Source organism: Kangiella shandongensis, assembly GCF_020005365.1.
Classification (GTDB): Bacteria; Pseudomonadota; Gammaproteobacteria; order Enterobacterales; family Kangiellaceae; genus Kangiella; species Kangiella shandongensis.
The window spans coordinates 107,527-127,524 of sequence record NZ_JACNML010000007.1 but is presented as its reverse complement, the minus strand read 5'-3'; the positions used below and the strand labels follow the sequence as shown (position 1 = coordinate 127,524).

At 46.4% G+C, this 19,998-nt stretch carries 21 protein-coding genes; 6 read left to right on the top strand and 15 right to left on the bottom strand.

The genetic code is table 11. From position 1 onward, the window contains the following. Positions 1-4: 4 nt before the first annotated feature. The 8 genes from ccmE to leuC all read right to left on the bottom strand — a co-directional run bounded on the left by ccmE (position 5) and on the right by leuC (position 6,571). Positions 5-460 (bottom strand): cytochrome c maturation protein CcmE, encoded by a 456-nt coding sequence (gene ccmE / locus H7708_RS09420; RefSeq protein ID WP_223670480.1) that lies wholly within the window; start codon positions 458-460, stop codon positions 5-7. An 11-nt stretch (positions 461-471) separates the two neighbouring features. Further along, positions 472-690, bottom strand: coding sequence for a heme exporter protein CcmD (gene ccmD, locus H7708_RS09415; protein WP_223670478.1), 219 nt, complete (start codon positions 688-690; stop codon positions 472-474). After that, positions 687-1,454 (bottom strand): heme ABC transporter permease CcmC, encoded by a 768-nt coding sequence (gene ccmC, locus H7708_RS09410; RefSeq protein WP_223670477.1) that lies wholly within the window; start codon positions 1,452-1,454, stop codon positions 687-689. The genes ccmD and ccmC overlap by 4 nt, the downstream gene beginning before the upstream one ends. 6 nt (positions 1,455-1,460) lie before the next feature. Beyond that, positions 1,461-2,132, bottom strand: a complete 672-nt coding sequence (gene ccmB / locus H7708_RS09405) for a heme exporter protein CcmB (protein WP_223670475.1) — start codon at positions 2,130-2,132, stop codon at positions 1,461-1,463. Next, positions 2,129-2,791, bottom strand: a complete 663-nt coding sequence (gene ccmA, locus H7708_RS09400; protein WP_223670469.1) for a heme ABC exporter ATP-binding protein CcmA — start codon at positions 2,789-2,791, stop codon at positions 2,129-2,131. Before ccmA ends, ccmB begins: the two co-directional genes overlap by 4 nt. A 347-nt stretch (positions 2,792-3,138) precedes the next feature. Further along, entirely contained in the window at positions 3,139-4,215 is a 1,077-nt protein-coding gene (leuB, locus tag H7708_RS09395; protein ID WP_223670468.1) for a 3-isopropylmalate dehydrogenase, read from the bottom strand. Positions 4,216-4,487: 272 nt separating this feature from the next. Then, positions 4,488-5,129 carry a 3-isopropylmalate dehydratase small subunit gene (gene leuD, locus H7708_RS09390; RefSeq protein WP_223670466.1) on the bottom strand — a complete coding sequence of 214 codons (642 nt, stop codon included), beginning with the start codon at positions 5,127-5,129 and terminating at the stop codon, positions 4,488-4,490. Further along, positions 5,129-6,571: a 3-isopropylmalate dehydratase large subunit gene (leuC, locus tag H7708_RS09385; protein ID WP_223670523.1), complete on the bottom strand. Its 1,443-nt coding sequence runs from the start codon at positions 6,569-6,571 to the stop codon at positions 5,129-5,131. Before leuC ends, leuD begins: the two co-directional genes overlap by 1 nt. A gap of 136 nt (positions 6,572-6,707) precedes the next feature. On the opposite strand from leuC, the gene H7708_RS09380 reads away from it, so the two are divergent. Together H7708_RS09380 and H7708_RS09375 are read left to right on the top strand one after the other, a co-directional pair. Then, complete coding sequence (locus H7708_RS09380; RefSeq protein WP_223670464.1) at positions 6,708-7,592, top strand: LysR family transcriptional regulator; 885 nt, start codon at positions 6,708-6,710, stop codon at positions 7,590-7,592. A 42-nt stretch (positions 7,593-7,634) separates the two neighbouring features. Further along, positions 7,635-8,156: an SRPBCC family protein gene (locus H7708_RS09375; protein WP_223670462.1), complete on the top strand. Its 522-nt coding sequence runs from the start codon at positions 7,635-7,637 to the stop codon at positions 8,154-8,156. Between the two features lie 58 nt (positions 8,157-8,214). On the opposite strand, the gene H7708_RS09370 is transcribed toward H7708_RS09375, so the two are convergent. Beyond that, a complete protein-coding gene (locus H7708_RS09370) occupies positions 8,215-9,447 on the bottom strand; it encodes a dipeptidase (protein ID WP_223670460.1) in 1,233 nt (410 codons plus the stop codon). A gap of 93 nt (positions 9,448-9,540) precedes the next feature. Here H7708_RS09370 and H7708_RS09365 point away from each other — a divergent pair, with 93 nt between their 5' ends. After that, the gene (locus H7708_RS09365; protein ID WP_223670458.1) at positions 9,541-9,777 is read left to right on the top strand and encodes a DUF3820 family protein; all 237 of its coding nucleotides are present in this window, start codon (positions 9,541-9,543) and stop codon (positions 9,775-9,777) included. On the opposite strand, the gene H7708_RS09360 is transcribed toward H7708_RS09365, so the two are convergent. Beyond that, positions 9,767-10,756, bottom strand: coding sequence for a M28 family peptidase (locus H7708_RS09360; protein ID WP_223670456.1), 990 nt, complete (start codon positions 10,754-10,756; stop codon positions 9,767-9,769). The genes H7708_RS09365 and H7708_RS09360 overlap by 11 nt on opposite strands. A gap of 116 nt (positions 10,757-10,872) precedes the next feature. On the opposite strand from H7708_RS09360, the gene H7708_RS09355 reads away from it, so the two are divergent. Further along, a complete protein-coding gene (locus H7708_RS09355) occupies positions 10,873-12,201 on the top strand; it encodes a DEAD/DEAH box helicase (protein ID WP_223670454.1) in 1,329 nt (442 codons plus the stop codon). 591 nt (positions 12,202-12,792) lie between these two features. On the opposite strand, the gene H7708_RS09350 is transcribed toward H7708_RS09355, so the two are convergent. Together H7708_RS09350 and H7708_RS09345 are read right to left on the bottom strand one after the other, a co-directional pair. Continuing rightward, positions 12,793-13,029, bottom strand: a complete 237-nt coding sequence (locus tag H7708_RS09350) for a TMEM134 family protein (protein WP_223670452.1) — start codon at positions 13,027-13,029, stop codon at positions 12,793-12,795. Positions 13,030-13,032: 3 nt separating this feature from the next. Next, positions 13,033-14,097 carry a 4-phosphoerythronate dehydrogenase gene (locus H7708_RS09345; protein WP_223670450.1) on the bottom strand — a complete coding sequence of 355 codons (1,065 nt, stop codon included), beginning with the start codon at positions 14,095-14,097 and terminating at the stop codon, positions 13,033-13,035. Positions 14,098-14,182: 85 nt separating this feature from the next. Here H7708_RS09345 and folE point away from each other — a divergent pair, with 85 nt between their 5' ends. Continuing rightward, the gene (folE, locus tag H7708_RS09340; RefSeq protein WP_223670448.1) at positions 14,183-14,737 is read left to right on the top strand and encodes a GTP cyclohydrolase I FolE; all 555 of its coding nucleotides are present in this window, start codon (positions 14,183-14,185) and stop codon (positions 14,735-14,737) included. Between the two features lie 6 nt (positions 14,738-14,743). Beyond that, entirely contained in the window at positions 14,744-16,627 is a 1,884-nt protein-coding gene (gene mnmD, locus H7708_RS09335; RefSeq protein WP_223670447.1) for a tRNA (5-methylaminomethyl-2-thiouridine)(34)-methyltransferase MnmD, read from the top strand. Here the strand turns inward: mnmD and H7708_RS09330 are convergent. The 3 genes from H7708_RS09330 to H7708_RS09320 are packed head-to-tail and all read right to left on the bottom strand — an operon-like array spanning position 16,616 to position 19,835. Then, positions 16,616-17,326 carry an ABC transporter permease gene (locus H7708_RS09330; protein ID WP_223670445.1) on the bottom strand — a complete coding sequence of 237 codons (711 nt, stop codon included), beginning with the start codon at positions 17,324-17,326 and terminating at the stop codon, positions 16,616-16,618. The two genes, mnmD and H7708_RS09330, sit on opposite strands and share 12 nt — an antisense overlap. A 6-nt stretch (positions 17,327-17,332) precedes the next feature. After that, a complete protein-coding gene (locus tag H7708_RS09325; RefSeq protein WP_223670443.1) occupies positions 17,333-19,246 on the bottom strand; it encodes a monovalent cation:proton antiporter-2 (CPA2) family protein in 1,914 nt (637 codons plus the stop codon). Between the two features lies 1 nt (position 19,247). Beyond that, a complete protein-coding gene (locus H7708_RS09320) occupies positions 19,248-19,835 on the bottom strand; it encodes an NAD(P)H-dependent oxidoreductase (RefSeq protein WP_223670441.1) in 588 nt (195 codons plus the stop codon). Between the last annotated feature and the right edge of the window lie 163 nt (positions 19,836-19,998).

Here is a 19,998-nt window from a genome sequence, read left to right as displayed (position 1 = left end):
ATACCTAATTATCTGTTGTCTTCGACTGGACCGGGTGACCGTACTTTTCCAGTGACTGCTCAATCTCGGGTGGCATGTATTTCTCATCATGTTTCGCCAGAACTTTTGTCGCGACCAGACGGTCCGCGGTCACCAGTTTACCTTCGGCAATAACACCCTGACCCTCTTTAAACAGATCAGGCAAAATGCCTTCGTACTGGATCATCATGGTATTCTGATTATCGGTAATTTGGAACTCGACATTTAAACCATCATTGTCACGTTTAACCGAGTTATAAGAGACCAAACCACCAACACGGATAGTTCTATCCATCGGCGCCTTCCCTTGCGCCACCTCAGTTGGTGGGTAAAAATGGTTAATGTTTTCGCTCAGCGCAAACAATACCAGGGCCACGGCACCTGCCAGTAAAACCAGGCCGGCCAAAATCGCAATTAATTTATTTCGTCTATGAGCTTTCATCGTAATCTACACTAATTTGCTTGTTCAGCTTTTGAAACTTTCAACTTCCTAGCTTTGGGCTTTTCAGACTGCTTCAGGCTTGCTTCAGCAATCACCTGTTTTTTCAATCCACGCAGCATAATTCTAAAACCAATAAATAATCCCAGTAACACAATAAAGGTCACCAAGTAACTCGACCACACGTAAGCGCCGTGTTTCCCCATAAAAATAAATTCATGCCAGCTACTCATGACTTATCTCCTTTAGCAGACGTGCCAAGTGCCCACTCGGCAACCCAGCGTGACTTCTGGTTACGTAAGATAATCTCGGCACGGAGGCGCATCAAAACTAGCGCAATAAACAATAAGTACATAGCAGCCAACATTATAAATAAAGGCGTTTGAAATGCAGGGTTAAGTGCGCCTTTTTCCGTAATAGAGTAACCCTGATGCAGTGTATTCCACCACTTTACGGAAAAATAGATAATTGGAATATTGATAACGCCGACAATCGCTAAAATCGAGCTCGCTTTGTCCGCTTTGGAGCGATCGGAAAAAGACGCATGCAGCGCAATAAAACCTAGGTATAAGAATAGCAACAAAAGCTCAGAGGTCATGCGAGCATCCCACTCCCACCAAGTTCCCCAAGTCGGCTTGCCCCATACGGAGCCGGTAAATAGCGCCAAAAAGGTCATGGCCGCGCCAACCGGTGCAATCGAGCGGGTCACGGCAAAAGCCACCTTCATTTTCCACACCAAGCCAACGATAGCCGCTATCGCCATCGCGATATAAGCCACCATCGACAATGCCGCAGACGGCACATGAATGTACATAATACGCACGGAGTGCTTTTGTCCTTGACGCACTTCGATCGGTGAAGCCCACAATGAGTAATACAAACCCACGACTAACAAAATCAAGGTCGCTGCCCATATCCATGGAAGCCATTGACCTGTTTTTTGAAATAAGAATTTTGGAGAACCCAGCTGGTGAAACCAGCGCCAAGCTTTAGCCATTAAACCTTAACCTACTGAAATTTTGAGTGCGCGGCCTGATGCGAAAGGCGCAAAAACTAACGTTATCAATAAAAAAGCGCCCAAGATGGCGAGTTCGCCATTATAACGCATATTTTCCAAGGATGCTGTAACTGTTGAAGCCCCGAAAATCAATACTGGCACATACAAAGGAATAATCAAAATCGACACCAGCAACCCATTACGGCTAGCAGCCAGTGTTAAGCTCATCCCTACCGCACCCAACAAACACAGGGTTGGCGTTCCCAGTACCAGACTCAACATCAGAACCCAAGTATGCGTGGAATGCTCCACCCCATGGTTGATCTGCATCAAGACTCCAAGCAATGGTGATAAAATGACCAGTGGTAAACCGGTCAATAACCAGTGAGCCAGAATCTTGCTCGCCGCTACCATCGTCGGTGAACTCATCAAGAGCAACTGCTCTAAAGCACCATCTTGATAATCACTTCGATAAAACTGCTCTAAAGACAACAGCATCGATAATAGCGCTGCCACCCAAATCACACCCGGAGCCAGTTGTTGCAACACCGGAGCATCAGGGCTGACCGCAAAAGGGAACAGGCTGACGACGATAATAAAGAACAATAACGGGATAGCCAAACCAATCCAGTTACGTCGAGCGACTTTCAGCTCGCGGCGAAGCAGCGTCATAATCATTCGTGCTCTACCCCCACGCTCTGGTCGATGGGCAACTCTTCAATATGATGATGTGAGGTAAATAATACCGTTCCACCCTGCTGTTTGAACGCCAATGCTTTTTCCGACAACCAGCCTCGTGTTTTATGGTCAAGATTGACGAATGGTTCATCGAGAATCCAGATTTTCGCCGGCTCCAGCATCAAGCGAGCTAAAGCCACCTTATGCTGCTGTCCCGCTGATAACTCGGCAAACATTCTGTCTTCAAGCCCGCCAATCCCCAATTCATTTAACACCGAACTAATCTGCTGCTGTAACTGCTGTTTATTCAACGAGACTTTCGTTCTCAACGACGCATAAAACGATAAGTTTTCAGCAATACTGAGCTCATTTTTCATGGACAGGCTATGCGCCAGAAAGATTAGGTCTTGAAAATAGTTAGACTCTGGGTGAGTTATTGGTAGCTTATTCCAATAAACTTCGCCGTGATCCGCAGGCAGTAAACCAGCCAAACAACGCATCAAGGTCGTTTTACCTGCGCCATTTTCGCCATGGAGATAAGTAATCGTTGAGGGAGCGAGGTGAAGTTCAGCATCTTCCAGCAGAACTTGCTCAGATCGGGAAACCGTCAGCTCATGGGCATAGAGTCCATTGAATTGAATGTCTGAAGTTTGAGACATATAAGCGACGGTTTGGCATAAATTTGCTTTGCCCCGGATTATATACTCAATTAACCTAGAAATACACGATTTCAGCGGGAGAAAAGCACTTCAGTCAGCACAAACTTGAATCAAGCTTGCAGTTATCGAATAGACTCAGTTCAACTGAATGCAAAAAGCCTGTATCCCGCCCTTTGGGAGTTCCATCAAGACATCGCTGCTGTGTTGCACTTCTCATCAAGGACTCGCCATTAATTTCGAATCGCGCCTTGCACCAATGTCTTGTTAAAACTCTGAACCGTACATTTCCAGGCTAATTGAGTATCGAGCTCAAGCGCCTTATGCCAGTATTTCTACCTAGGGAAAACTTAGGCTAATGCCTTTAGTACAGCGTCACCCATTTCTTCTGTAGAAACCAGCTTATCGCCTTCTGTGTGAATATCAGCTGTGCGGAAGCCCTGATCCAATACTGTTGAAACAGCCTGGTCAATCTTATCCGCCAACGCACCTTCACCAAAGCTGTGACGCAGCATCATAGACACTGACAGGATTGTCGCTAAAGGGTTGGCCTTGCTCTCGCCAGCGATATCCGGCGCAGAGCCATGAATCGGCTCGTACATGCCTTTACCATTAGCGTCTAAGCTTGCCGATGGCAACATACCGATCGAACCGGTTAACATTGCCGCGCAATCAGACAGGATATCCCCAAACATGTTGCCCGTTACCATAACATCAAACTGTTTTGGGGCACGAACCAGCTGCATCGCTGCGTTATCAACGTACATGTGAGACAATTCAACTTCAGGGTATTCCTTGCTCACACGCTCCATGACTTCACGCCATAGTTCAGTCGCTTCTAGCACATTGGCCTTATCCACAGAGCAAACACGCTTATCACGTAACATTGCCGCCTTGAAAGCGACATGAGCAATACGCTCGATTTCACTTTCAGAATACACATAAGTGTTAAACCCTTGGCGTTCACCGTTATCCAAAGTACGAATGCCACGAGGCTGACCGAAGTAAATGCCACCCGTTAACTCACGTACGATAAGAACATCAAGATCGGCAACCAATTCAGGTTTCAGGCTTGAAGCATCCGCCAGCTGCTTGTACAGAATAGCTGGACGCAGGTTACCAAACAGTTCTAACTCAGAACGTAGCTTCAACAAAGCCTTCTCTGGACGAACCGAAATATCATACTGTTCCCACTTAGGACCACCAACAGCACCCAAAAGAATCGCGTCAGCATCTTTAGCCTGCGCTAACACTTCATCCGTTAACGGCGTTTCATGCGCGTCGTATGACGAGCCACCGACCAACGCGGAATCATACGTCACGTCCAAACCATGATTCAAAATCAAGGCATCCAATACACGCGTCGCCTGACCAACAATCTCAGGCCCGATACCGTCACCCGGTAATACCAATACTTTTTTAGTCATAATCAATCCTAATAATATATTCTGTTATAACCACCATCGCACGGCGGTTTAAGAAACTTTCCCCATAATATTGAGCTAAAAGAATCACAAGTCATAGCAATACAAAACAGGATGTTTTGTATAGTGACATACGGGCCATGGAAGGAACGTATGTCACGGTGCGTAAAATGACTTGAGATACTTTTTGGAAGTCATTCTTAGAATGGCCTCAATATTGGGGTGGCCTTCTTTTGGTTCCTTTTCTTGGCCATACAAGAAAAGGAACTCTAAAATTAACTACTAAATAGCCAAGGTGCGCGCTTAGCCCGCTCCTGCTCATACGCCGTAATTGCATCTTCCTGCTTCAACGTAATACCAATATCATCCAGACCGTTATAAAGGTTATGCTTTCTATCCGGCTCAACATCAAAATTGATGACATCGCCATTTGGCATGGTAATCGTCTGTTTACCCAGATCGATATCCAATTTAAAGCCTTCGTTTGCTTCAGTCTGCTCGAACAGAGCATCCATGGTGGCGTGATCCAGCACGATCGGCAAAATACCGTTCTTAAAGCAGTTGTTGAAGAAGATATCAGCAAAACTTGGCGCGATAACCGCTTTGATACCATAGTCTTCCAGTGCCCATGGCGCGTGTTCACGGCTAGAACCACAGCCAAAGTTTTCACGTGCCAATAAGATCGAAGCACCTTTGTAACGCTCTTTGTTCATCACAAAGTCAGGGTTCAATGGACGCTTAGAATTGTCCATGCCTGGCTCACCGTGATCCAGATAACGCCACTCGTCGAATAAGTTAGGACCGAAGCCGGTACGTTTGATCGACTTCAAAAACTGCTTAGGAATAATCGCATCGGTATCAACGTTAGAGCGATCTAAAGGTACAACTAAACCAGTATGTTGCGTAAAAGCTTCCATTAGTGCACCTCCGAAACGTTTGCTAATTCTTTATCTAATTCAAGTTCACGAACGTCAACGAAATGTCCGTGTACCGCAGCCGCTGCGGCCATTGCTGGACTCACCAGATGAGTACGACCGCCTTGACCCTGACGTCCTTCAAAGTTTCGATTTGATGTCGATGCACAGTGCTCGCCCGACTCCAGACGGTCAGCGTTCATCGCTAAACACATGGAGCAGCCTGGTTCACGCCATTCAAAACCGGCTTCGACAAAAATTTTATCCAAGCCTTCGGCTTCAGCCTGCTCTTTGACCAGACCAGAGCCCGGCACGACCATGGCCTGCTTAATGCTTGATGCAACCTTACGGCCTTTAGCTACCGCTGCAGCTTCGCGTAAATCTTCAATACGGGCGTTAGTACAAGAACCGATAAACACCTTATCCAATGGGATCGACGTAATCGGTGTCTCTGCTTTCATATCCATGTACAGAAGCGCACGCTCGATACCTTCTTTCTTAACAGCATTAGTTTCTTTATCTGGGTTTGGAATATTATCTGTTACGGGCTTTACCATCTCTGGAGAAGTACCCCAGGTAACCTGTGGAATAATGTCTTCTGCTTTCAGCTCAACCACACGGTCAAATTCAGCGTCGGCATCACTGTGCAGATCTTTCCAGGCTTCCACAGCCATATCCCAGTGCTCGCCCTTAGGTGCGAAAGGACGACCTTTAACATATTCAATCGTCTTATCATCAACAGCCACCAGGCCAACACGTGCGCCCGCTTCGATAGCCATATTACAGATGGTCATACGACCTTCCATTGATAAGTCTTCAATAGCGCTACCGGCAAACTCAATGGCATGCCCGTTACCACCGGCCGTGCCAATTTCGCCAATCACAGCCAGTACGACGTCTTTAGCGGTGACACCGGTACCTAGCTTACCGTCGACTCGCACCAGCATGTTCTTCATTTTCTTCTGGCGCAGACATTGGGTTGCTAAGACGTGCTCAACTTCTGATGTACCCACACCAAACGCCATAGCACCAAAGGCACCATGAGTCGCGGTATGTGAGTCACCACAAACCATGGTTAAGCCCGGAAGCGTATAGCCCTGCTCTGGACCCACGATGTGGACGATACCTTGACGAACGTCGTCCATCTTAAATTCTGTCACTCCATATGCATCACAGTTGTCGTCCAAAGTCTGGACCTGAATGCGTGATACGGGATCTGCGATACCATTAGTACGATCAGTAGTCGGCACGTTATGATCCGGCGTCGCCAGATTGGCTTCGATGCGACGTGGCTTACGCCCCGCTATCTTCAAGCCTTCAAACGCTTGTGGCGACGTTACTTCGTGTAGCAATTGACGATCGATATAGATTAATGCAGAGCCGTCTTCGTTCTCTGCAACAAGATGGTCCTGCCATAACTTGTCATATAGGGTTTTTCCAGCCATTAACTGCCTCATTTGGTCTCTTCACGTAATTAAAACTGCTAAGTAGCAGTAAAAGTGGTTCTAGTGTAGAACTTATTATAGAATAACTCCAATTCATTATTTTTATAAAACCCATAACCAGTAGGAATTACCAGTATTGGATATCGATCTGCTTAAAACCTTTCTGACGGTGGCTCGGCTGAAGTCATTTACGCTGGCAGCGAAAGAGCTGCAACTAACTCAGCCAGCACTGAGTAAACGTATCAAGCGCCTGGAGGCGCTGGTCGACAGTCAGCTGTTTGATCGTGTCGGTAATCATGTCATTGTGACCGAAGCTGGTCAGCTGCTACAACAGCAGGCACCGCAAATCATTAGTGATATCGAAGACACAGTGCAAAACATTCGTGACTTAAGCGGCCAGGTCAGCGGCGAACTGCATATCGGAACCAGTCACTACATCGGGCTGCACCTGCTTCCCGAGTATCTGGAGCAGTACGTCGATACCTTTGAGCAGGTCGACGTCAATGTCGAATTTATTGACTCAGAGTTGGCCTATGATCGGGTATTAAGCGGGGATTTAGAGTTAGCGCTTTTGACTTTCCCACAGCAAAAAGATCCTCGTCTGGAACACCAGCTTATCTGGCGCGAAAAATTAGCCATTGTCTGTCATCAGGATTACAATCTCGCCAGCGAAGTCGAGCCACTATCACACTTGAAAAACTACCCTTGTATATTACCGCCAGCCCATACCTTCCCACGCGAGCTTTTTGAGTTACAACTGGAACAAGCAGGGATCGAACTTGGAAAAGTCAAAACAGCGAACTATCTGGAGGTTATCGCTAAGCTGGTCGCCTGTAAGATGGGGTGGACTCTCTTACCCACCAGGCTGTTAACAGCCCCATTAATTAATTTATCCCCAGAAGGATTTCTTTCTGACAGGGATATGGGTATTATTTATCGCAATAACAAAACACTATCTAACGCTTCAATGGAGCTGCTAAAACTCCTCAAAGGCGCAGGTGGTAACAGTGAATCATTATAGACAGGGTTAGCTCTTCCCAATCTATGTACCTAAGGAGTCACTATGAAGAACACTCTTCCCATGCTCACGCTTATCGCCACACTAATGGTTTCGTGGCACGCTAACGCCGAGGTTCAGACACAAAGCGAGCAGCACTTCTCCGTTAAAATCGAATCCGTCATTAATGCCCCGGTAGACAAGGTCTATCGGCAATTTCTCAATGTTGGTGAATGGTGGGACTCGAGTCATACCTGGTTCGGGGACGCTTCGAAAATGTATATTGAATCGAAAGCTGGCGGTTGCTTCTGTGAGGTCGACGGTGATCAACAAGCCCTACACATGACGGTAACTCAAGTTAATCCAAACAAAAATGTTCAAATGTCTGGTGGCCTCGGACCATTACAAAGCATGGGCCTTTATGGGCATATGTCCTGGAGTTTTGATAACACTGAAAAAGGCTTTACCAAACTCACGCTGACTTACATCGCCAGAGGATTCGCTGGAGAGGATGTAAAGGATATTGCCAACGCTGTTGATGGCGTTCTATCAGAGCAAGTATCACATCTTAACTCTCAATTTAATTAACTCTATCAAAAAAAGCCCGCACAATGATGCGGGCATTTTATGGTGTTTAAGCAAATTATTATTCAGCAGCCAAACGCTCAACATCACTCCAGATACGCATTAAGTTACCTGACAAGATTTTAGCAACATCCTGCTCAGTATAACCACGCTCGAGTAAACCTTGAATCAAATTAGGATAGGTCGATACATCTTTTAGTCCAGTAGGTAAGCTATCACCAACGCCATCATAATCAGAGCCAATACCAACATGGTCAACGCCAACTAAATCGATCACATACTCAATATGGTCTAATACAATCTCAATATCGGCGAATAGGAACGGGTTCTTTTTACGGTATGCTTTGGCAAAAGTTTGTACCTGCTCACTTTCAGGGTCAAGACCATTACTTTCTGCATAGTTTGCTACGGCTTCTTTGTAAGCGTCATAATTATCTCTGGAATCCTGAGAAACAAATGTCGAACCGAAGTTAATAAAAATCACACCGCCTTTTTCCGACATGGCTTCAATCATGTCGTCATCCATATTACGCTCAAAGCCCGGCGTAAAATCACGAACCGACGAGTGACTGGCAATCACAGGTGCTTTAGAGACTTCCAGGACGTCATAGAAAGCTTCATCTGACAGGTGCGAAACATCAACCATCATGCCTAAACGGTTCATTTCCTCGACCACCAGACGACCGATTTCACTCAGACCACCGTTTGGACGGGCTTCATCATAGGATGAGTCTGACAGGTGATTACTACGAGAATGCGCCAGCGTGATATAGCGAATGCCGCGATCATAAAAATGACGGACATTAGCTAAAGTGCCCTCGATTGGCGAGCCATTCTCCATACCCATTGGCAAGGAAATCAATCCCTTTTCGAAGTTTGCCTGCACCTCTTCCGGGCTTGTTGCTAAAGCAAACTTGTCAGGGCTGGCCTCAACAATTGCCTCAACGTCATCGATCAGCTTGTTAGCCAGCTTATAACTTTCGCCCTTAGCCTCAAACTCCAGATCGGCTGGAATATAAATCGACATAAAGGGTGCATCCAGTCCACCGGCAACGGCACGTGGGTAGTCAAAATCACCATCCTCCGTCGCTACACTGATATCTTCGTTGGAGTCATGTAGACGATGCGGAACATCGACATGTAAATCAGCAATGATATATTTTTTACTGATTTCCTGCGCTTGCTTAGCGTAATCAGGTTCAGGCGCGTCGTCGCCCATCATTGGCATACTACCGCACGCCGTTAATCCCAAAGTTGTCGCAGCCACTAGCGTTGTGATGAAGGTCTTTTTCATACTACTTGCCTTTTCAGTTATAATTCGAGTTCTAAGCATCATAAAGATATCAGCGTAAAATGCAAAGCTGACTAGGTCTCAAAAAGGGTCACAATGAATCAAAAAGCACTACTCGAAGCCATCAATCAGACCATGCCATTTGGTAAATACCAGGGGCGCAAGCTGCTAGAGCTGCCAGAGCCCTATCTCGTCTGGTTCCATAAAAATGGCTTCCCCGAGGGAAAGCTTGGACAGCAGTTGGCCCTGATGTACGAAGTGAAACTCAATGGGTTAGAGGGAATGTTAAGGCCGCTGTTGAAACCGAAGAGCCAGCATGTCTCTACTGACTAGCCACAAAGTGTAGAAGGCCATTGACGACTTCTGCCATACGCTGATAATCCAGCTTTTCATAAGTATCATCGGCTGTATGATAATTTAGGTTTCGGTTAAAAGCCGTATCGGTCACCATTACGGCTGGATAACCAAAAGCCCAATAATTTCTATGATCGGAGTAATCAATTCCAGGTACCGATAAGGGAGCATTAATAGAATAGACTTGCGTATCCATCACAGACTGCATCGCCGACTTCAGCTCTCTGGTCGGCATTATTTGTCCGACATTGCCTACCACCGTAATAAAGTTCCCTTTACCAGGATACAGATACTCTAGAAAAGCCACGGGATACAACTGGCTTCCTTCTTCATCGCTGAAAAATCCCATGGTTTCGAGACTGATCATGACCTGCACCTGGGCATTACCCTCTTTCAATCCTTTGGCATGAACGTAACTTCCCATCCCTTCGGTTCTAAAAAACGGAGGCTCTTCATTAGCATAAGCGACCAGCTCAACAGAGCAGTTTATCTTGTCACTGACTTCTGGTTGCGAAAGTAAGCGCGCCAATTCAAGTAAAGCAGCAACGCCACTGGCATTATCATCAGCACCAGGCAGCCCTTTATAAGCATCATAGTGCGCTCCAAATACTATCCTGGGGCAACCCTTCCCTTCCTTGATTTTGGCAATCACATTATGAAAAGTCTGGCCTTCATGCTCATAACTTTGGAGCTCTACATCCTTAACATACTCGGACAGCTGCCTATAAATGTAATCCCTGGCACTATCCAGTTGCGAGGTTACGCCAGTCTCACGGGGAATGTCATGGGATAATGTTTTGACACTGGCTTGCAGCCTTGCGGCGCTGGCCAGCTGTGAATAATCCAGCCTTTGTGCTGATTCAAAGGTTGGTTGCATCATCAATATAACGGCGACACAACATACAATAACAACAAGTATGACCGCCCGTAACGACCATTTGATAACCTTGCTCCCCATAACCTCTAACTCCCTGCTTCATATAGTTGCTCAAATACTTACAACTATTGCAGATGATTGCAATAAAATAGTTTAAAATAGCTACCCATCAGAACATTAATGAGTAAGAGACTCCTTTGAGCCAACAAACCGCATTCGAACAATTGAATCCCAAGCTAATTAAAGCGCTTGATAAACTGGGCATCCACAAACCAACCGAAGTACAACAGGAAGCGATTCCAATTGTACTGGACGGCCTGGATCTAATGGCCAGTGCGGAAACCGGCTCAGGCAAAACAGCGGCGTTTTTACTACCGATACTCGATCGTTTGTTAGCCAGAAAGGCTCCTAACAGCGGTACCCGCGTGTTGATTTTGGCGCCAACGCGAGAACTAACTCGCCAAATCCATAAGCAGGCTGAAGATCTGACGAAATTTACGGGCATTCAGGCAGGCCTGATTACCGGCGGGCAAAGTTTTAAAGAACAACGAGCCGCTCTGCGCAAAAACCCAGAGATGGTTATCGCAACACCGGGGCGCATTCTGGATCACAGCCAACAGGGCGCGACTGATTTTGCCGACCTTGAATTTTTAGTACTGGACGAAGCGGACAAAATGCTGGATATGGGTTTCAGCGACGATGTGTTAGCCATCGCTAACTATTGCTCGAAAGATCGCCAGAGCCTGTTATTCTCAGCAACGCTGCAAAGTGCCGGTATTCGTCACATCACCAAAAGCCTGCTCAATAGCCCTGAGTCCATAACGCTCAATACTTACGAAGACGCCCAGACCAACATCCATCAATCGATTATTACTGCGGATGACCTGGAGCATAAAGAGAAGCTCACCAGCTGGTTATTACAGAACGAAAAGTACCGCAAAGCCGTTGTATTCTGTAACACCAAAACACAGGTCGAACGTCTTAGCGGCTTATTGCGTTACCACAAGCTCAAAGCCGGACACATCCACGGCGATATCAGACAAGACAAGCGTAACCACATCATGGTGCAGTTTCGTGACGGAAAGTTTGATGTCTTAATCGCATCAGATGTTGCCGCTCGTGGTTTAGACGTCAAAGATGTCGACTTGGTTATCAACTTTGACATGGCACAAAGCCTCGAAGACTATATTCACCGCATCGGCCGCACCGGCCGTGCCGGCGCAGAAGGCTCAGCCATCTCGCTTATTACCCACAAAGACTGGAACCCCATGGCCAGCATCGAACGCAAACTGGATGCTAAATTTGAGATAAAAGTGGTAAAAGCGCTGATCGGCAAATACCAAGGGCCACAGAAACTCAAGAAAAGTGGCAAAGCCGCAGGCAAGAAAAAACGTAAACCAGCCGGGAAAAAGCCACAAACCAACCGTGAGAAAAAACGTCTGGCTAAAAAGCAAGAAAAGAAAGCATCTAACGGTGGTACTAAGCCAAGGAAAAAATTTGGCGGAGTAAAGAAGTCTGATAGCTGAGCACGTAACTCACGCTACACACTGTATAATTTACCCTTTTCTTTGCTTGTCCAAAGAAAAGGGCGAAAAGAAAAGACACCCCAAAAGTTAGGTCCAAAAGGCTTCCCTCAAGCACCTATATTACTAACGAGCCGTCAAACGAAACGTCCCTGCTTCGTCTTAACTAAATTGGGCTTTCCTGCCCAATTTTCCCGGTAATATAGATACTTGTAGCTAACTTTGAAGGGGACTTCCCGAGAATGCTTTTCACAGAAGCTCCCTCGATAAGCCATGGTGGAAATCCTTTGTTACCACAGGATGACAAAACAGAGGATTTATCAGTATCGCACCAATTCCCCCATAAAATAGAGCTGAGAATCACGCAAAGTATAGCAATTTGAATCTTGGATGATTCAAATAGTGGAATTCAGTCCAGGGAAGGACTGTATTTCACGGTGCGTCAATACTTAAGTGATTTGAAGGCAGTCGGAAAGACCTCTATTTTGGGGTGCCCTTCTTTGGGTCACTTTTCTTGGGCACGCAAGAAAAGTGACATCAAACTACTTTAGCAAAAACTAAATATTAAAAACCAAGCATAAATAACAGCTAGAACTAACTCTTATACAAATCATACAACACAATAAAAAACCCACCAATCATACTCACCAACCCAGCCACAACAACAAAAATAGAAACTAAACCCAGACTTGTTTGCAAAAAGCCCGATGGTACAAAGGAGGCTAGAAACATTAGCGGTAGACCAATAAAGGCGGCTAGAAGAAAACTTAAAATAACAATTTTCCAACCTCGTTGAATTTTAGCTTTTAAAATATATTTAATCGGATTCATAAATTATAAATTGTCCAAAAATTCTAAACGTTGCGGGTAATTTTTACGCAACCCATCAAATTGATTGTTTATATCTGACTGCACTTCTCGCATGCGCTGGTCATCGGCTTTCAGATCATAATAGGGTTTTAGACTCTGGTATAAGGCGTCTAAAGAGCCGCTCCATTGCCACTTGGGCGCTTCAGGCAACAGCTCCTCAAGCTTAATACTGTCCTCTGCTCCCTGCCACTGATTAAATGCTTGATACAGCTGATAGGTACCGCGAATTTTACCTTCCTGCGAATAGCCGGCGATATGCGGCGTGGCTATCATGGCCTGCTCCATTAGCGGCACATAAACATCGGGCTCACCTTCCCACACGTCCAGGATATAATCGATGCGTTTTCCGGATTGTTTTACTTCAAATGCAGCTCGATTATCGAGTACCGGGCCACGCGATGTATTGATTAATAGGCCCGCGTCGGGCATTGCTCGTAAAAACTCTGAGTCAACTAAATGATGCGTCGGATACTGACCACTCTTCTCCAAAGGTACGTGGCATGTCACAACGTCACACTGCCCAATATCCTCGAGTGACACGAAGTTTCTGCTATCGCCAGCGGCCTCTAACGGCGGGTCGTTCAGTAAATAGCGAATACCTAATCGCTCTAACACCTTGGCCACACGGCTACCGACATTACCTGCGCCAATGATCCCTATTGTTACGGAGCTTAAGTCAACCTGTCGTTGCTCAGCCCAGTAAGCGATACTGGTTAATACGTATTCCGCTACGCCCTGAGCGTTACTGCCCGGCGCACTGGAAAACTCAATGTCTTGCTGTGATAAGTAGTTTAAATCGATATGGTCAACACCGATTGTGGCGGTACCGACGAAGCGAATGGGCGTGTCCTCCAATAATTCCTGATTAACCTGAGTAATGGAGCGTACCAACAGAATATCGGTATCATTTAAGTCGTTTCTTGATATCTGCCGTCCTGCTAAACGTTTGATACCCCCAGATTTACCGGCAATATCGGTAAACAGCTCCTCCACCAAAGGCATATTTTCATCAGCAACAATATTCCACATGCTCTAACACATTTGTCATAATTATTTGGGTATTGTAACGATATCCATTAGAATTACGACTGAAATTGAAACTGGAAATGGCAAGATGTCCGACAAATTAGCGAATTTATATAAAGAAGTATTGGTAGAGATCGGCGAAGATATTTCGCGTAATGGTATTCTCGATACTCCAACCCGTGCCGCTAAAGCGATGCAATTCTTAACTCAGGGCTACGAACAGGACCTGAATGCAGTGGTTAATGGTGCTATTTTTGACTCAGATAACGACTCGATGGTTATCGTCAAAGATATTGAGCTTTATTCAATGTGTGAGCATCACATGTTGCCATTTATCGGCAAAGCCCATGTTGGTTATCTGCCAACCGGTAAAGTCATCGGCCTATCCAAGATTGCGCGTATCGTCGATATGTTTGCTCGCCGTTTACAAATCCAGGAAAATCTGACCAAACAAATTGCCGAAGCGATTCTGGACGTTACGGGGGCCGCCGGCGTTGGTGTTATTATTGAGGCGCAACATATGTGCATGATGATGCGTGGTGTCGAAAAGCAAAACTCCATCATGCAAAGTTCAACCATGCTTGGCCAGTTCCGTTCGTCACAAAATACTCGTAATGAATTCTTATCGTTAATCGAGAAATAATCTACCATGCACAATGCTTTTCTTGGCGTTAAGCCTGCCATTATTGAATGGCGACAACATGATCCAGAAAAGCATCAATGGCTTAAGGCCGACAGGAGCCAGTTAGGTGAAACCAATAACCAACTGGCGCCCTACTCTGCAGTCTTTGACGATATTTATTTCAACCCTGAAGACGGTGTTGCAGAAAGTGATTATGTCTTTCTGCAAGGCAACGATCTGGAAGAACGCTTTACAGCAATTCATAAAAACGAACAGCCCGGACCTTTTCATATCTTCGAAACCGGCTTTGGTACCGGCCTTAACTTTCTACTGACAGCCAAGCTATGGCAGCAAACTCAGCAAAAAAAATCACAGGCCGAACTTCATTTCTGGTCTGTGGAACAGTTCCCAATTAGCCCTGACGACCTGAAAAATATCTACCAGCTACTGGGCGTCGAGTCAGAGCTCAGCCATTCGCTGTTGGAGCAGTACCCTGATGCAATGCCAGGTGTTCACTCCATTGCGGTTGCCCCCAATATCACGTTGCACCTACTGCTCTATCCATTGAGCAAAGCGCTAAGGGAAATTGCGCTGCCCAACGGTTTTGCCTTTGATGCCTGGTTTATGGACGGCTTCGCACCGAGTAAAAACCCTGACATGTGGGCCAAGAACTTACTTCACTTTATGGCACTGTATAGCGCATCGGGAACTACGTTAGCGACCTTTACCGTAGCTGCCGCCATCCGCAAGCAACTGCCTCATTACGGTTTTCAGATTGAGAAACGCCCAGGATTTGGACGCAAACGCGAAATGCTGACGGCAATGTTTAGCGATAAAGAGCTGTCTCAGCCAAAACCCACTCTGGCCGATGATTTTATCCAGCCCCGTACGAAACCACATAAAGTGGCAGTGATAGGAGCAGGTCTCGCGGGCTGTGCCACAGCATACCAACTGCATCAACAAGGTGTTGAGGTTCATCTGTTTGAACAGTCATCTTCGATCTGTGCTGGCGCATCCAATATGCCATCGCTAGTTGCTTCGCCAGCCATGTCCATCGATCATAATGCCTACAGTCAGCTGACGTTTTTAAGCTTTGAGTGGCTGCAAGCATTTGTGCGTATGCACCCTCAGCTTGCTAAAAACACTTTTGCACACCAACTCAGCAATACAAAGTACTCACAGCATCATCTTGAGCAATATCAGACGGTTTATGCAACTCAGAGTTGGGACGCGTCCTTTTTCCAGTTTGAAGATATTGCAGTCAATGATACGGCTAAGCGAAGCTTAAAAATACCGGCCATACAGGTGAATGGTCCCGAGTTTTGCCGTAGCCTTATTGCCGACGTCCCCCAGCAAAACATCCATCTGAATACCGCAATTAACGATCTGAAGGAGCTGAAAGACTTTGAGCATGTGGTTCTATGTGGCGGCTACCAACTGCCTGACTGGGGCTTAAAACTGCCGCACACTGCACCGATGCGCGGCCAACTGACAACCCTTAAAACGACCCTTGGGCATAAGACTCCCGTTAATCATGACGGGCACTTAACGCACTTCAATAATCAGCTTGTGGTTGGCGCCACTTTTGAAAGCAGCGTTGACGATACAGTCCAACGTGCCAGTTCATTACACAACATTGAGAAGGTCAATCGCCGCTTTGGGCTTAATATCAAAGAAAAGCACATAGTTGGAGAGCATCCGGGGATCCGGGCGACCAGTTACGACCGTTTCCCTTTTTGTGGTTATTTTGCTCACACCAACGAGCAAACCCTGTGGCTTAATTATGGCTTTGGCGCACGCGGCTTATGCTTTTCCCTGCTCTGTGGCAAGGTGGTTACTGCCGCGATGCTAGGCCATGCCTCGCCATTACCGAAGACATTGCTCAGTCGTATATCACCGTTACGAATCTGAGTGCGACTGTTTATAACGTCGAAAGACGTACCAGGCCGTTGAAAAAGCCGATGAACACAGAATAGCAACCATGATTACAATCTGGTAACGCACCGCTATTAACGGGCTCACTCCTGACAGGATCTGTCCTGTCATCATGCCTGGCAAGGCCACCAGACCAACTGCCAACAGCCCATTAACCTGTGGGATCATGGCAGTATGAAATGCTTTATTACGAGCCATTTCCGCGCTGTGTCCTGCTTTAACCTCAGTCTCAAAACGCTCCCCTGATAAGCTCAGACTGTTCATGGTATTAGCCAATAGCATACCGGCCAGCGGAATAACGTAACGTGGCTGATACCAGGGACTTAGATCCAGCACGAACAGGATGACTAAAGCCAACATAAAACCACAGCCAATTAGCAGTGCTAAAGATAATTGTCCGATATGAACCAGACTTTTATCGGCCAAAGGCCGCATCGCAATCCAGCCAGCGGCTAACAACATAATCGTCATCACCAGAAGCCCTAACCAAGTCGACGTTTCCTGAAACAAGTAAACCAGAACAAACCCAATGGCTATAAGCTGGCCGAGCATGCGCAGGGTAGCAAAGATCAATTCCAGACTGTTGGTTTTCCATAGGTGAAAAATAATCGCCACCAGTGCCACTGGCAGGCAAGTAATGAGTAACTCTATATATCCAATATCAGGCAGTGTCACGGCTCTCTAGGACTCTTTTGATTCTGCTTGAGGCTCCTTGCCGGAACCTGACTGTTGTGACTCGGTGTCTGAGCTTTCCGGCGAAACCGGCGTATTCCACGAGCGTCCCATCGCCTGACGGTCTTCCAGATCGGCTTTCAATACGGCTTCCAGCATTTCCGCCCGTTCAGCAGCTTCAATCACATACTGCTTATCATCCCCCCACAAGTCCGCCAGTTCTTCCAGGTGTTGCGAGTCGTAATGATAGAAAGCTTTCGCCGTACGGTGCGCCTGATACTTCCTATAGCCCAGCGCGATCAAGGCTTCTCGACCTAAAATGACCGCCGAGCCCAGGGTTTCTCGCATCACAAAGTCTGCACCAGCTTTCCTTTGCTCAAAGGCCTCACGGCGACCTTTGGCGCGAGAAAATATCTTCAAATGAGGAAAGTGCTTACGGCACAGTTCGATAACTTTAAGCGTTTTTTCCTGATTACCAACGGCGATAACCATCATCTTTGCGCTATCAGCACCAGCCACTCGCAGGACTTCCTCATTCGTAACATCACCATAATAGGCTTTGGTTCCGAACCGTTTCACCAAATCGATCTGAACAGCATCATACTCCAACAGTGTGGTGTTAAACCCCTGGGAACGCAGTATTCTGGATACGATCTGACCAAAACGTCCGTAACCGGCGACGATGACTGGAGTTTCACCGTCATCCACCTGATCGAACTCCCGCTGTTCTTTGCCGTATGATAGTCGTGGAATAATCAGCTTTTCACATACAATCAGCAGCAACGGCGTAAGTGCCATCGACAGCGCAACGACTACCGTTAACAGAGAAATAATGTCATTACTGAGTACGCCATTTAAGGAAGCAAAGGTAAAGAGCACGAAAGCAAATTCACCGCCCTGCGCCAAGGCAAAAGAAAACAGCATGTTTTCAATCAGCGACATCTTAAACTGCTTGGCTAATAACATCAGGACACTGATTTTAATCAGGATCAAGAGTACGAGCAGTAAAGCAATCAAACCGGGCGACTGCATTAAAACTTCAAGATTTATACTGGCGCCCACAGTGATAAAGAACAGCCCCAGCAACAAACTCTTGAAAGTTACTAGGCCGACTTCAAGTTCATGTCGGTACTCACTCTCTGCTAGCACCACGCCCGCCAAAAAAGCACCTAAAGCCGGAGACAGGCCAACCATCTCCATGGCAATGGTAATACTGATGACCAACAGTAAGGAGGTAGCGATAAAGATCTCTCTTAATCCCGTACGAGCAATCCAGTTAAATAAAGGCCGAATCAGGTAACGACCACTAATAATGATGCCACTAATTACCACGAAAACCAGTGCAGCCTGCTGCCAGGCCTCAAGTTCTGTATGTCCAATCGACTTAGTCGTTTCAACTGGCAACGTTGCCAACAAAGGCATCAATGTTAGCATTGGAATGACCGCGATATCTTGAAACAACAGAACAGAAAAGGCCGACTTACCAGCATCAGTGCGTAACAAGTCCTTTTCCGACAGAGTTTGTAAAACAATCGCAGTTGAAGAAAGGGCGAGAATTAAACCAATGGCTAAAGCCATTTGCCAGCGCAGATCAAACAATAACGCAACAGCTGTGATCAAAATGGTCGACAACACAACCTGTAGGCCACCCAGGCCCAAGATGGGCATCCGTAATTTCCACAGTTTTTTAGGCTGCAACTCTAAACCAATTAAAAATAGCATCACCACCACACCGAACTCGGCGAAGTGCATAATGTCGTTAACATCCTGACCGACCAGCCCCAAAACAAAGGGACCAATGAGAATACCTGCAATTAAATAGCCTAAGACCGAGCCTAACCCCAGATGCTTCGCAATGGGCACACCAACAACAGCGGCAAACAAAAAGACAAAGGCTTGATGAAGTAAACTTGCTTCTTCCATTTCAAGCCTCCTCTACCGGTTCAGCCCCACCGCTGGCGGCCTTCGCGATATCCAGCCTGTGGACCAGAGACTCAATATACTGACGGTATCGTTGCGCTTCCTTTTCCACTGCACTGTGACCGATGGTTTCAGACTGGTACATAATAAAAGGCTTAACGAACGTCATTCCGCAAAAGTTAGCGGTCTGTTCAAATGGTCGTAACAGTTCTTCAGTGGAAAACTTGTTAAACCCATGGGATGCATAGCTATCTTCTGAGGCTCCGGCGGTAACAGCATTGAGCCAGTACCGATCAGCCAGCTGATAGCCTCCTTCACCGTAAGCAAAGCCTTCAGCCAATACCTGGTCCTGCCATTCTTTCATCAAGGATGGCGAGCTATACCAGTAAAATGGGTGTTGAAAGATAATCAGAGAGTGTTCCAGTAATAAGCGTTGCTCGCGCCGAACATCAATAAAAAAGTCAGGATACTCTTCATACAAGTCATTTACTTTAACGAAATCCAAGTCTTTTACCGCTTCCAGCATGGCCTGATTGGCCCACGACTTCTCTAAAACTGGGTGAACCAAGTTTAATAAGACTCGACTGCTCATCTTCCCCTCTGGCAACAGTAAACAAAGAATATAACTTGTAAGCTTACATTCTCGAGTCTACACAAGTTTGCCTAAAAAAAGAAATTAAGTTTTCGCGATAACTTGATGAATACTCAAGAGATATAAATAACAGGCAAAATAAAAGCGGCCTAAGCCGCTTTAT